Origin of the sequence: Bacillus sp. ISL-18, assembly GCF_018613415.1 — a bacterium.
In the GTDB taxonomy this organism is placed as follows: Bacteria; Bacillota; Bacilli; order Bacillales; family Cytobacillaceae; genus Neobacillus.
Genome location: NZ_JAGGQG010000010.1, coordinates 72,077 through 86,148, shown reverse-complemented (window position 1 = coordinate 86,148; position 14,072 = coordinate 72,077). Strand labels below are relative to the sequence as shown.

The window sequence follows — 14,072 nt, the reverse complement described above, 5'->3', positions numbered from 1 at the left end:
AAAAAACTGCCTAAATTTTAGGCAGTTTTTTTGTGTGTTAACTAGCTTGTTTTACTACTGGACTTGCAACAGTAGCTTTTCTCTGATAGTAGAACCAGTTTAGAATAAATGAGATTACATAGAAACCAATAAAGAAGTAGAAAGCAGTAGTGTAAGTTCCTGTTGCATTAATAGACCAGCCAAAAAGCTTAGGAATAAAGAAAGATCCATATGCTGCGAACGCTGCTGAGAACCCAATTACAGGTGCTGCTTCTTTAGGAATGAAAATATTTGGAATCATTTGGAATGTTGAGCCAGAACCAATCCCTGATGCAAGGAAAAGGATTAAGAATGAGAACAAGAATCCATTAAATTGCTTTCCACTTAAGAAATAAATGACACCTGCTGCACCCATACCCATTATGACTAATACAAACGCAGTCACTTTTGCACCACCAAGCTTATCGGCCATCCAGCCGCCTACAGGTCTAGCTGCTGCTGCAACTAAAGCACCAAGGAAAGCAAGTGAAAGATGCTCAGGGAATTGTGATTTTAAAAGAAGCGGGAATGCCGCAGAGTAACCAATAAATGAACCGAAAGTAGCTACATATAAAGCAGTCATAATCCAAGTGTGCTTTCGTTTTACAATAACAAATTGATCAGCAAATGATTGTTTAGCACCCGGTACATTATCCATTTTAAAAATAGCCAAAATAGCCATGATAGCAATTGGGATTACCCAGATAAAAGCAGCGTTCTGTAACCACATTGTTTGACCAGTGGCTAAAACTTGCTTACCGCCAACGAAAGCAAAAGTACCTGAGGTAATGATTAATGGAGTAACAAATTGGACCACTGATACGCCCATATTACCTAAGCCGCCGTTAATTCCAAGTGCGGTACCTTTTTCTTTCTTTGGAAAGAAGAAACTAATATTGGCAGATGAAGATGAAAAGTTTCCTCCACCTAGACCACAAAGTGCTGCTAGTAGCAACATGACAGAATACGGTGTTTCAGGATTTTGTACTGCAAATCCAATGCCTATAGCTGGGATGGCAAGAATGGCAGTGGAGATAACAGTCCAGTTTTTCCCACCAAAAAATCCTGCTGCAAAAGTATAAACAAAACGAAGTGTTGCACCCACAAGTCCAGGGATTGCAGCAAGTGATAATAATTGTTCTTCTGTAAAATGGAAGCCAACGTCGTTCAGTCTTACGGCTACAACTGACCAAATTTGCCAAACAATAAAGGCAAGCATAAGAGATGGTACGGAGATCCATAAATTTCGGTTAGCGTGTTTTTTTCCTTCGGCTTTCCAGAACTTTTCATCTTCTGGATTCCAGTAATTAATTCGGGCCATGTGATTTTCCCCCTAAATAGTAATTGATTTTTTAATTGCTGTATGTGTTGCTTGTGTAATTACTATAAACTACATACAAACCTCTTTTTTGTGACGTACGTCACAAAAATGGTGAAGGAAATGTGAACACAAGTTTTTAGACAAAAAGTTGTAATAAATAGAAACTAGAAGTAATGCAAAAAAAAAAGAAACCCTCATAACTGAGGATTTCTTGTATAAAGTTGGCTATCATCAGACAGTTCCTTCACTTCATAAAACATGCCTACATAGTTCTGTATTTCTCCCGCATCATCTCTTATCGCAGTGATGGTAAGCCATTCTTTAAATATTTCATTGTTTTTGCGCTTATTCCAGATGAATCCTTCCCAATACCCATTTGTAAGTAAATTTTTCCACATATTTTGATAAAAATGATTGTCATGCTCGCCTGATTGAAGAACGCTTGGTGTTTTTCCAATTACCTCTCTAAAATCATAGCCAGTAATTCTCGAGAAGGCAGGATTAACATTCTGGATGATTCCATTCGTATCGGTGATACAAATACCATCAATCGCATGGTTCACAATTTGACGAGATAGGTCTAGTTTACCTTGGTAGAATAGCCAAATGACAATGACAAGACTTGCTAATGAAAATTCAGAAAGAGACATAAAGCCAATTGCATAGTGTCCAGTCCAATTAAAGAAAAGTGTTAAAATAAGCGGTGGAAAAAAGCCGCCAAGACCTCCCATGGCTGAAACAAATCCATTGACAATTCCTGCTTGCTTAGAAAAGTACAAGGGAACTAATTTAAAGATTGCCCCGTTACCAAGCCCTGCAAAAAAGGCTACTAACAAACATCCAAGTGAGTAAATCGGTAGTGATGGTGAAAAGGCAAGTAAAAACCCAGCAAAAGTTAAGCTGAAGAATACGGCCATGAGAATTAAGAATGGGTTAATTTTATCACCAAGCCAGCCGCCAACTGGCCTAAACATCGTAGCAAGCGTAATAAAACCAGCAGTTCTTATTCCCGCATCTACTTTATCTAATTCAAATTGGTTAACTAAAAAAGATGGCAAATAAATTGTAAAAGCAACAAATGAACCAAATGTAACAAAATAAAATAAGCTCAATACCCAGAGTTTAGGATTTTTATATACCTCTTTTAATTGATCAGAGAGGGAATGAGTAATTTTTCGTTCTTTCTTGTCTCCAAATATGAAATGCAATATAGCAAATAGCAGTACTAAGATAAGATAAAATTTAACAGTACTTCTCCAGCCATACAGATTGGCTAGGACAGGAGCCAAAAAGGAGGTTATTGCCGTTCCAATATTTCCAGCTCCATAAATTCCGTTTATGAACCCATGTTTTGTCTTATCATAATATTTTGGTAATGATGTAACCCCAACTGAAAAAACAGCCCCCCCTATTCCAAGTAGTAAGCCGCCCATGATTAACATCTCTAAACTACTAGAATAACTGATAATGACAATTGGAATAAGGAGAACGATAAAGCATAAGCTAAATAAGATTCGGGCTCCATATTTGTTTGTCCAATAACCAATTGGCACCCTTAGCAGGGATCCAAGGATAACAGGGACAGCAGTGGCCCATGCAATTTCTGTTGAGGTTAAATGAATATCTTCCTTTATAAATGGCATAAGCGAAGAAATAATTACCCAAACCATAAACCCTGCAATCAAACTGCCTGTTTGAATAAATAATTGTCCGGTACCTTTTTTCATTTTCATCCCCCTTATAACCGTTGCAGGATATATTTTGTTCGTATGCATTACATTTCATAGTCTTTTTTCCTTGGATTTTCTTAAGTATTATAATCTACAATGGATTAGAATACAGTGAGGTTCGACACTGATAGCAAAATATATTTACATTTTTTAAATGCAGTAGTATATTTTTCCTGTAATACGTATTTTACTATTACCATATTTTAAAAATAGTATAAAATTTTTTATAAAATAATAATCCGTTAGGAAGGATACCAAATGCCTCAAAAAAAATTTTTTCTTGATCCTCCTAAAATCCTTGTTTTTGGATTTGCTTCTATTATTATAATAGGGGCTATTTTATTAATGCTCCCTGCTGCGACTACAAATGGACATGGCCTGTCCTTAGTGAATGCTTTCTTCACAGCTACATCAGCAACTTGTGTAACTGGTCTAGTGGTAGTAGACACGGGTACGACATTTACAATATTTGGCCAGATTGTCATTTTGTCGCTGATTCAAGTGGGAGGACTTGGATTCATGACATTTGCAACTTTTTTTGCCTTTCTATTAGGAAAAAAAATATCATTAAAAGAAAGAATCCTCCTTCAGGAATCCTTAAATAATCTTTCAATTGAAGGAATTGTTAGGTTAGCAAAAAGGATTATCGTTTTTACAAGTGTAATTGAGTTAACAGGGGCGCTTATATTAGCAATTCGGTTCTCTTTCGATATGCCCCTTAAGAAAGCGATTTATTTCGGTATTTTTCATTCTATTTCTAATTTCAATAACGCAGGATTTGATTTAATGGGGGAATTTCATAGTTTAACAGGCTATGTTGATGATCCAACTGTCACTTTAACGGTTTGTTTATTAATTATTCTGGGCGGAATTGGCTTCATTGTCATGAATGAACTGTATGAATACCGAGCAATTAAGCGAGTTTCTTTACATACAAAAATTGTCCTTATAACCAGTGCTTTCTTAGTGATTGTTGGAACTGTTGGCATCTTTTTGTTAGAGTATTCCAATCACCTAACATTAAAGCCATTAACCCTCACAGGGAAAATACTGGGCTCATTATTTCAATCGGTCACCGCTAGGACGGCAGGAGCCAATACGTTAAGTATTGGGGATTTAACTCAATCCAGCCTCTTATTAATTATTTTGCTGATGTTTATAGGAGCTTCGCCAGGTTCAACCGGAGGAGGGATAAAAACGACTACCTTTACCACGTTAATGGGAGCAGTTTGGTCGCAAATCCGCGGGAAAGAGGATGTTATATTTTACCGTCAGCGGATTGAATATGAAACCATATACAAAGCTTTAACGGTAACATTTAGTGGACTGTTCCTTGTAATGTTCATGACACTTGTATTAACTATAACTGAAAAAGGTCATGATTTTTTAGCGATTCTTTTTGAGGTGACGTCTGCGTTTGCGACTGTGGGGCTTTCAATGGGATTAACACCTGAATTATCGGATATTGGCAAGATATTGATTATGTTGACCATGTTTGCCGGAAGGGTAGGTCCTTTAACGATTGCATTTGCCGTGACAATGCGGAGAAACCCTGATCCGTTCCGTTATCCCAAAGGTAAAATTATGATTGGTTAATGATTGCGTAAGATTCCTGTTAAACCATACAGGAGTCTTTTTTGCTATGGGTATGATAAAATCTAATCATTAGAGATACTGATACTGATTGGAGTGAATAGAATGAACTTTCCACAGACTGAAACCCTTGAAGGTCGATTAGAACTGATGAAATCTCTCTCAAAGAGGTTTTTAACAAGAGCACATCAAGTAGACATAGAGGGGTCCTTTCCTTTTGACAATATTGAGGATTTGAAAAATACAGGTTATACCACTTTGACAGTTCCCTCAAGATATGGGGGCAAGGAGATTTCCTTATATGAACTAATTCGCCTGCAGGAAATGATTGCACAAGGTGATGGGGCTACTGCGCTTTCGATTGGCTGGCATATGGGAATTATTATGAATCTACATGAGAAACAATCATGGAGTGAGTCATTATTTAAGTTTTTGTGTGAAAAAGTAAACAATGGGGCATTGATTAATAGCGCACAAACTGAGCCTAAAACCGGCAGTCCAACGCGGGGAGGAAGACCAGAAACCAACGCAGTAAAAACAGATCAGGGCTGGGTGATTACAGGCCGAAAAACCTTTACGACCATGGCGCCAGTATTGGATTATTTTATTGTCAATGCAACAATAAAGGAAACCAATGAAATGGCTAACTTTTTGATCCCAAGAGAAACCAAGGGAGTGAAAATTGAAGAAACCTGGGATAGTATCGCTTTACGAGGAACGGGAAGTCATGATTTAATCCTTGAAGAGGTAATCATTCCTGAAGAATATCTAGTTGAAATACCAAATGCAAAAGGAAGAAAGGCTAACGGATGGCTGCTTCATATTCCTGCTTGTTATCTTGGAATTGCTAAAGCCGCCCAAAGGTATGCGCTTCAATTTGCAAGTGAATATTCTCCAAACAGTATCATCGGTACGATTGTTGATTTACCAAACGTAAGGCAAAAAATTGGTGAAATGGAACTAAAAATCATACAGGCGGAGTCTTTTTTATACTCCATTGCAAAACATTGGGATTCCGCGGCTGAAAATGAGAGAGAAAGAATGCTTCCGAGACTAGGGGCTGTTAAGTTAACGGTCACGAATGCGGCCATTTCCATTGTAGATTTAGCGATGAGGATAGTGGGAGCAAAAAGTTTATCCCTCCAAAATCCACTTCAACGATATTATCGTGATGTACGTGCAGGCTTGCATAATCCTCCAATGGATGATATGACCATCGAGCTTTTGGCTAAGGAAAGCATTTTTATCCATCAAAATAATTTATAACTCAACGGCATTCGACAAACCCTTATATTGATGCTTAGATATTGAAATCTATGGGTATCTTAAGAGAAAGGAGTGAGGAAGAATGCCAAGAGGTAAAGAATTAGAGCAGCTCCCAATGGCAAATATTGCACCCGGAGCAGGTAAAGATGCTGGTAAATACAATCGGGAAGTCCTTGGGAGCATAGTACAAAATGAACAGCCCCAGCCTAGTGAAATTGAAAAAGAAAATGAAGACATGGTCTAATGAGCAGGAATTGTCCTGCTCTTTTTTATTCATAAAAAAACCATCTTTTCAGCGAAAAGATGGCAATAGATTTAATCTTCCATTAACTCATGAATCTCTACAATTGATCGCTCTTCAAGCGGTCCTCGTAAATGAACAGTGGCTGTTCTTCCATCTTCATTTAACTGATCAATCCAAACGGAAGTTCCGTTATATTTAACTTCAATATCAGCAGAAGAGGACAAAATTTGTTTTACTCGATTCACATTCATTTTTTTTCACTCCTAGTCTTTAGAGTAATTTAAAGGGTTTACTACTGTATTGTAACCGTTTTGTTCTATTATATATTAATGAGTAGAATAAATATCAATTTGGTTACCGTTTATTGTTCCATCTTCGTGTAATTCCTCTAGGCTGCTAAGATAGTTTTCAAGTTCCAGTTGCATCTCCTTCGGAGCCCCAGGTTTTAAATGCCAATTTCCTGGTTCTTCAACAAAATACGGACTTTTTGTAAACTCCGGCCTCTTTCTAGGCATAAGCTCACTTCCTTGCTCATTCATTTGTTTTGCCGATCAGTTCATGATTTATTTGTGAAAGTATATTTTATAACTTCCATCGTACTTATGCTTACCAATAATTATATATTTATTCGGTAACCTATCAGTAAAAGATAAGTCTATATTCTTATTGCATATCAGTTTAGTTCAGGTTTATGATAGGTGACATATCGTTAACAGCAATGAATAATTAAATATCTGGGACAAGGAAAAACATTTTCATGATAGTGAAACAAAACCACCACGCTGATCGTCATATATATTTGAGAAATGAACAGTCATGTCCTCCAAAAAACTGTCATAGTATAAAGGAGAATTTATCCAAATGGACAGGTATAGGTGTTGTCCTATAATGTTGAAAAACACATAAAAATGACATATGCAAAGAGTTTGATTCATACATAAAATGGCATATTTTATGTTTTAAATTTTTTTGAAAGTGTGTTATAGTAATTGAGGTTCGTTTACCAGAGCTTATTGGTAAGTGAGAGGAGAATTATGTTATGAATAAAATTAAATTACCTAAAACATTAAAAAACAGCCATATTTCATTCTTTGTAATAGCCGTTTTATTATTCTGGATCAAAACATATGCGGCCTATCAAATTGAATTTAACTTAGGAATTGATAATAATTTGCAGAAGTTTTTATTGTTGATTAATCCATTAAGTTCAGCGCTATTCTTTCTAGGTTTAGCTTTGCTCTTTAAGAAACATACAAAACTCGTCATGGTAATCATCAATTTCGTTTTATCATTCTTGTTATACGCTAATATAGCGTATTATCGCTTTTTTAATGACTTTATTACGGTACCGGTCTTAATGCAGACTAAAACAAATGCGGGGCAATTGGGTGATAGTGCGTTATCATTAATGTCACCTTTAGATATTTTTTATTTTCTTGATACGATCATCTTAATTGTTTTGGCAGTAACTGTTTTTAAAAAGGTGACGGTCACGAATAGAAAGTCTTATAAAATTGTACTTTTGTTTGCCATCACAACGTTTCTTTTTAACTTGGGATTAGCAGAAAAGGATCGTCCGCAATTATTAACGCGTTCATTTGACCGCAACTATTTAGTCAAATATTTGGGTGCATACAACTTTACGATTTATGATGTGATTCAAAATATTAAGTCCTCCAGTCAGCGGGCACTGGCTGACAGCAGTGATATAACCGATGTAGAGAACTATCGGAAAGCTAACTATGCCGCCCCAAACCCTGTTTACTTTGGTAAGGCAAAAGGTATGAACGTGCTTTATATCTCGATGGAGTCATTCCAAAACTTTATGATTGATTATAAGATGCCAAACGGTCAAGAGGTTACACCATTTCTTAATTCATTGGCACACGATGGAAGTACTTTCTATTTTGATAATTTTTACCATCAAACAGGTCAAGGGAAAACATCAGATGCTGAATTTCTAATGGAGAATTCCTTATATCCTATGGCACAAGGGGCTGTTTTTGTAAATAAGGCACAAAACACCTATCAAGCTATGCCTTCGATTCTGAAAGGACAGGGTTATAGTTCCGCTGTATTCCACGGCAACTATAAGACATTCTGGAACAGAAATGTTATTTATAAAGCTTTTGGTTATGATCAGTTCTTTGATGCAGAGTACTACAATATGACGGATGAAAATACTAAAAACTATGGTATGAAAGATAAACCATTTTTTAAAGAATCCATTCCAATGCTTGAAAGTTTAAAACAGCCGTTCTATACAAAGTTTATTTCATTGTCTAACCATTTCCCGTTTGAAATGGATCCGGAAGATACTGATTTTCCTGCTGGTGATTACGGAGATTCAGTCGTTAACCAGTATTTCCAATCTGCCCATTATATGGACCAGGCCTTTGAGCAGTTCTTTAATGATTTAAAAGCAGATGGTTTGTATGATAAGACTATCATTGTTATGTACGGTGACCATTATGGTATATCTGAAAACCATAATGAAGCAATGGCAAAGGTATTGGGAGTCGATGAGATTACACCGGCAATAAATGCGAAGCTCCAGCAAGTACCTTTATTTATCCACGTTCCAGGTGTAAAAGGTGGAATTCAGCATCAAATTGGCGGCGAAGTGGATGTTCGTCCAACTATACTTCATTTATTAGGTATTGATACGAAGGATTATATGGAATTTGGTTCTGACCTGCTATCTAAAGATCATCGCAATTGGGCGCTATTCAGAAATGGTGACTTTGTTTCACAAGATGGTATTCAGCTAAACGATAAATGTTATTCTTATCAAACAACATTACTTTTAGATGATAATACACCATGTAAGAGCGTGGATGAAAAGGTAAAAACAGAATTACAAATGTCTGATGAAATTGTTTATAAGGACCTATTAAGATTCTACAAGCCTGAAGGATATACACCAATAAATCCTAATGACTATGAATATTTAGGACCAAAGGGAAAAACAACAAAAACAACTGAAGCAAATTAACTTGAGAGAGGGACCAAACTAGGTCCTTCTCTTTTTTATGTAATTGAATGTTATAAACAAATAGCCATTTGGGACAGGTTAGCATATAATAAGTGAAATAGAATTAGGAACAGATAGGAGTGGATCGCATGAGAGATGTAACTTTATTGGATATATTTGAACACCGCATTGCCCAAAAGTATTTAAACCGCTCGGGACTTGCCCATGCGATAGCGGTAGCATACCATGCTTTTCATTTGAGTAAAGAACAGCAGCTTGATGTTGATATCGCGGCTAAAGCAGGGCTTCTTCATGATATGGGGCACTATACTTGGTATAAAAACGGGAAATGGGATTATGACCTATATAAACAAAATGATATTCATCCAATAAAAGGGGCGGAACGGGCACATAAGCTTTTGATCCGCCTCGGGGAAAACCCGATTAAGGCCAAAACAATTGCGCTCGCGATTCTTTTTCATACCGACTCATTTTTACCTTCAAATGACATTATAAGAACACCTCTGCAGCAAGTGGTAAAATGGGCTGATGAGAAAGATGAAGAAGAAGGCGGCATGCATCATTATCGTACGATTGAATACGATCGTGCAAAAGATAGTATTAAGCGTTTAGATCAATGGATTGATGAAGAATACAACAAACAATAAAAAGGCTGTGCTAACATTTAGCACAGCCTTTTTGGTTCTATTTCTGTTCAGGTTTAAATCCTTCTTCCCGCATGAATTCTATCGCTTCTTCGTAGGTATCAAAGCTTTCGTCGAGGTTTAAGCCAAAATAGATATTCCAAACCTCACTTTCATAAAGCAAAACTAAAACATTACCCTCTTCATTAACCCAGCGCTCTTCTTTTAAATCTCCAATAATGGCTTCTTCATTGATTGATTTTTCTTGGTGCGACAATCCAGCAATAGATTCAGTTAAGATACTCCGAAGCTGCTCAGCTGAAAAATCACGGATATTGACCATTCCTTTATCATCCGTATCATAGTGGTCGAGGTGGCCGGCATAAACAAAGCCATTTCCATTTGGATGTAAGTGATAGACAATATTCTTTTTATCGGAAATACTGTTTGGAAGTTGAAAATTAATACGTTTTAGAGAAACATCTTTTCGTTCTAATTGCGGGTAAGATTCAATAATTGTTAGTTTTTCATCAAATGTCAGCATAAAATACTCCTTCTTTTAAAACAAATATTCTCTTATCATACAGATATTTTCCCCAAACGTAAACTCGAATATAGTTGAAAAAGAAAAAGGATTGAAATTTAGATAAAATCGTGTAAAATTACACTAAAGTGGTAATCTTATAAAATATCCCATAATTTACATAAACCACCTGAATTGAAGGAATGAGGGGAGTTTAAATGGAACTCAATAGAAGAGAAGAGCGAAGAAGAATATTTAGGAATGAATTATATAAGTTGAGAGAAGAAGGGTATCTTACAAATGAAATCGTGGATACAGTGGCAAAGGCACATCATCAATACCAAATCGATTTACTACATGAAGAAGATGAATTAAACCTTAAAACTAAGCCGGATTCACTCCAATCCAGCCTCTTACCCGCTTCATCTCCCAAACCGGCCAAACTTAAAAAGACACGTTCGCCAGAAGAGGTACGGGAAAGAAACATAACCTGGTCATTAAATATAGGGGTTATTTTTCTATTAATCGGTGGTTTATTTGTAGCAACAAGTAATTGGGAATCCATGACAAATTTTATGAAAAGCGGCTCAATTGCCATTGTTTCATTGTTATTTTACATAATGGCTTTCATTTCCAAAAAAGTGCTGCATATTGATAAAACGGCTTTTGCTTTCACCGTGTTAGGGAGTTTATTCTTACCTATTTTTATTCTCTCCTTAGGCTGGTTTGGACTCTTAGGTTCGTATTTATCGATTGCTGGTGGAGGACGATATTTACTTGGAATGCTTGGAAGCATTCTTTCTCTTTTCGTATATATACTCTTTGCTAAAAATTTGGATTCCCGATTATTTGTCTGGTTCACTTTTGTTTCCCTTTCTCTGGGAGCTGCCTTTTTATTAGCAGCCCTCCATTTAACAGTGGATCTATTCTATTTAGGAATGATTCTATTTAATGCAATACTTGTCGTTGTTTTCCATCGGGTGAAAGCCATCAGCTTTCTTCAATTATTTAGTAAAGAATTTATACCATTTATCCAAGTGAATTTAATTCTTTCTACCCTCTTTATGCTATTTCTGTTTGATAATGAAGTGATGTATAGCTTTAACCTCCTATTAACTGCTGTCATTTATTTATCAATGATCTACGTAACGGGCAAGAAGGAGTATCATTTTATTTTTACGGTCATGTTGGTTTATGGGGTCTATCAGCTCGTTGAGAATAGTGTTCTTGAATATGCAGGCGGCATTGTTTACGCATTAGTGGCATTTGGGATTGTATTTGTCCCGAGAACTTTAGAAAAGAGATTTTCATTAGACAAAGCCTTCCAATACACAAGTGCCATCATCTCTGGTTTGGCTTTTATTTATGTTAGTCTTGAAGGGTTCCTGCTCCGTTCTGAACAGCCATCTTTTGTACTGATGATTGCCTACTTTATTATGGCTGTGAATTTCATTTACCTTACCAATAATCGCTCTCGATCCCTTTTTCCTTATTTAAGTTCACTCTTTTTATCAACAGGCATTTATGAAGGAATATCATTAATGATGATTTCATTTGAAGAAATCAATTTGGCTCTGAGAGTATTTTTAACAGGGTTTATTCTGCTTAGTGTCTTTGGGATCCTGCAGTTAATAAAGTATGTGCAGATGATCCGACATGCAGCTGTTGAGGTTGGATTATCCATCATGGCTATTTCCATGATGATGGCGGTTCTCCTTCTTTATTGGTGGGAATTGGGAGTGATGCTTATACTGTTAGCAATGGCAGCCTTTTTACTTCATCAATATCAAGAAAGAAATTTATTAAAGGAAGCGGCATCCTGGGTTCTGCCTAGTGCACTTGGACTTTCCTTTGCAGCTTTTGGTGAGGAGTTTAATGTTAACTCGCTTACGTATCATTCTGAATATGGAGTTACAATTAGTTTCGCTGCCGGAGCAATCATGGTGTTATTTTCAAGCGCGGTCTGGGCAAAGCTTTCCAAACAAGTTTTTGCTAGGAATTCACTGTATGTATCCCAATCTCTTTATACAATCGCGATATTCCAAGCCTTTATTAGTCCAATCAATTACACTTGGGTTCAGCCTCTGGTCATGGCCGCAGGAATAGGGATGTATTCCTATTTTTATAATAGGATTGGAGCAAAGTGGATCGCTTATTTTATCAGTATAACGACCATATTATGTTATTTTTCAGTTATCCATGCGATTACAGAAAATTATGCTGTTTATCACCTGGTAAAGGCATTAGCCCCGACTGTAGGTGCTATCCTACTCCTTGTCATCGCTGTTTTATATCGACGATCGAATTCGGACTTCGAGGCTGCTTTTGCGTGGGTCGGACACCTAATCTTGCCACTTGCACTTGTATTTACTTGGTTTGTGTATCATACCGATGTCATCTTTTGTTTTATACTATCATTGGCAGGTTATACAGTTAGCACAAAATTAGCTTTTAAGGAATGGAAAATAAAGATTTTTCTATATGGAAGTTTTACGTTATTATTTTTTGTGATTTCTACAGGGATGGAAAGTTTGCATCTTTCTATTGATGAGAAATTTGCGTTCCCGATCACCAGTGGACTAATGCTCGCAATGGTCCAATTTGCTGATCAGGAATATAAAAGGAGAACCACATTTTATTTTGTTCCATTTTCCGTAATGGGGATCGGTTCGATGCTAATAGTCTATCCATATGGAATCATGCCATATCTTATAACTTGGCTATATGTTTTGGTGTTACTGATTTATTTGTATAAAGTAAAATGGGATATTATCGCACTCGTGCCACTAGGTTTTACTTTCTTGGCCACAATCGAGTACATGTACGCAGGTGATTTGCCTGCTTCTGAAAAAATGCTTGTCTTTGCCATAATTGGAACGATCTTCACAATTATAGGTCAGTTCCTTTACAAAAAAGTATATGAACCAGGTACAAAAATTTTGGAAGTGAAAATAGACGGATATACAGTCATTGCTTTTTTGTTCTTTGCGTATATGTATTTCTTAGAAAATCAGCACCTTTGGAGTCATGCATTGCCGGGAATGTTGTTTGCCCTCTCTTTTTGGCTGCAACGAAAAAGAGTTCCTGCTGGATTGGCTGATTTTATAACCATCGCAGCTGGCGCTTATTTGTTACAGCCCTATTATGCCATTATTAGCGCAATATACATACCGTCACTGTGGCTGCGAGAGGTACAGGTACTTCCTTTTATCCTGATGGTTATTTTCATCCGTTGTTGTCTAAAGGAGAAATATGTGGAGGTGGTCAAGGCAATTCAATGGTTGGTTTTGGTAATCGTATCACTGATTTTAATCCAAGATGCAATGGCAAGCAGCACCATCTATGATGCGATTATTTTAGGGTCACTTTCCTTGTTATCACTGGTGGCCGGTATGTTTATCCAAATAAAATCGTATTTTTTCGTGGGGGCAGGCGTGCTCCTGTTAAATGTTTTCCTGCAAACAAGACCCTATTGGGGGAACATGCCTTGGTGGGCATATTTGCTGGTTTCCGGGCTAATCCTTATAACGATAGCCAGCTTTAATGAATGGCATAAGCAAAAAGTTCAAAAGGGAGAATCCACTTTTATAACCTTCCTGAAAGTTACCATCATTGAAAGGATGCGAAAGTGGAATTAGACCCAATTATTCCTGTGAGTTGATTTTAAAGATAAAGTTTGTTATAATAATCTTAATAAAATAGTATGTTTTTGGAGGAGCCTGTCACCAAGGGATTATTATGTCCTTTGGTTGATGGGCT

At 36.7% G+C, this 14,072-nt stretch carries 11 protein-coding genes; 6 read left to right on the top strand and 5 right to left on the bottom strand.

Annotation, left to right across the window (positions count from 1 at the left end; genetic code table 11):
- Window positions 1–37 precede the first annotated feature (37 nt).
- The gene (locus tag J7E81_RS13365) at window positions 38–1,339 is read right to left on the bottom strand and encodes an MFS transporter (protein WP_215042797.1); all 1,302 of its coding nucleotides are present in this window, start codon (window positions 1,337–1,339) and stop codon (window positions 38–40) included.
- A 194-nt stretch (window positions 1,340–1,533) separates the two neighbouring features.
- Window positions 1,534–3,066, bottom strand: coding sequence for a nitrate/nitrite transporter (locus J7E81_RS13360; protein ID WP_215042795.1), 1,533 nt, complete (start codon window positions 3,064–3,066; stop codon window positions 1,534–1,536).
- Between the two features lie 261 nt (window positions 3,067–3,327).
- Here J7E81_RS13360 and J7E81_RS13355 point away from each other — a divergent pair, with 261 nt between their 5' ends.
- From J7E81_RS13355 to J7E81_RS13345, 3 genes are all read left to right on the top strand, one after another.
- Window positions 3,328–4,665, top strand: a complete 1,338-nt coding sequence (locus J7E81_RS13355; protein WP_215042794.1) for a TrkH family potassium uptake protein — start codon at window positions 3,328–3,330, stop codon at window positions 4,663–4,665.
- A gap of 102 nt (window positions 4,666–4,767) precedes the next feature.
- Complete coding sequence (locus J7E81_RS13350) at window positions 4,768–5,928, top strand: acyl-CoA dehydrogenase family protein (protein ID WP_215042792.1); 1,161 nt, start codon at window positions 4,768–4,770, stop codon at window positions 5,926–5,928.
- 82 nt (window positions 5,929–6,010) lie between these two features.
- A complete protein-coding gene (locus tag J7E81_RS13345; RefSeq protein ID WP_176541147.1) occupies window positions 6,011–6,172 on the top strand; it encodes a hypothetical protein in 162 nt (53 codons plus the stop codon).
- Window positions 6,173–6,243: 71 nt separating this feature from the next.
- Here the strand turns inward: J7E81_RS13345 and J7E81_RS13340 are convergent, their stop codons facing one another.
- Window positions 6,244–6,423, bottom strand: a complete 180-nt coding sequence (locus J7E81_RS13340; protein WP_098529276.1) for an H-type small acid-soluble spore protein — start codon at window positions 6,421–6,423, stop codon at window positions 6,244–6,246.
- 75 nt (window positions 6,424–6,498) lie between these two features.
- Window positions 6,499–6,687, bottom strand: a complete 189-nt coding sequence (locus tag J7E81_RS13335; RefSeq protein ID WP_215042791.1) for a hypothetical protein — start codon at window positions 6,685–6,687, stop codon at window positions 6,499–6,501.
- Window positions 6,688–7,211: 524 nt separating this feature from the next.
- On the opposite strand from J7E81_RS13335, the gene ltaS reads away from it, so the two are divergent.
- Together ltaS and J7E81_RS13325 are read left to right on the top strand one after the other, a co-directional pair.
- Window positions 7,212–9,167 carry a lipoteichoic acid synthase gene (ltaS, locus tag J7E81_RS13330; RefSeq protein ID WP_215042789.1) on the top strand — a complete coding sequence of 652 codons (1,956 nt, stop codon included), beginning with the start codon at window positions 7,212–7,214 and terminating at the stop codon, window positions 9,165–9,167.
- A 128-nt stretch (window positions 9,168–9,295) separates the two neighbouring features.
- Window positions 9,296–9,814 (top strand): HD domain-containing protein, encoded by a 519-nt coding sequence (locus J7E81_RS13325; RefSeq protein WP_215042787.1) that lies wholly within the window; start codon window positions 9,296–9,298, stop codon window positions 9,812–9,814.
- 37 nt (window positions 9,815–9,851) lie between these two features.
- Here J7E81_RS13325 and J7E81_RS13320 read toward each other — a convergent pair whose 3' ends face one another.
- Complete coding sequence (locus J7E81_RS13320) at window positions 9,852–10,334, bottom strand: hypothetical protein (RefSeq protein WP_215042785.1); 483 nt, start codon at window positions 10,332–10,334, stop codon at window positions 9,852–9,854.
- A gap of 197 nt (window positions 10,335–10,531) precedes the next feature.
- Between J7E81_RS13320 and J7E81_RS13315 the strand changes: the two genes are divergently transcribed.
- A complete protein-coding gene (locus tag J7E81_RS13315) occupies window positions 10,532–13,951 on the top strand; it encodes a hypothetical protein (RefSeq protein ID WP_215042783.1) in 3,420 nt (1,139 codons plus the stop codon).
- The last annotated feature ends 121 nt before the right edge of the window (window positions 13,952–14,072 follow it).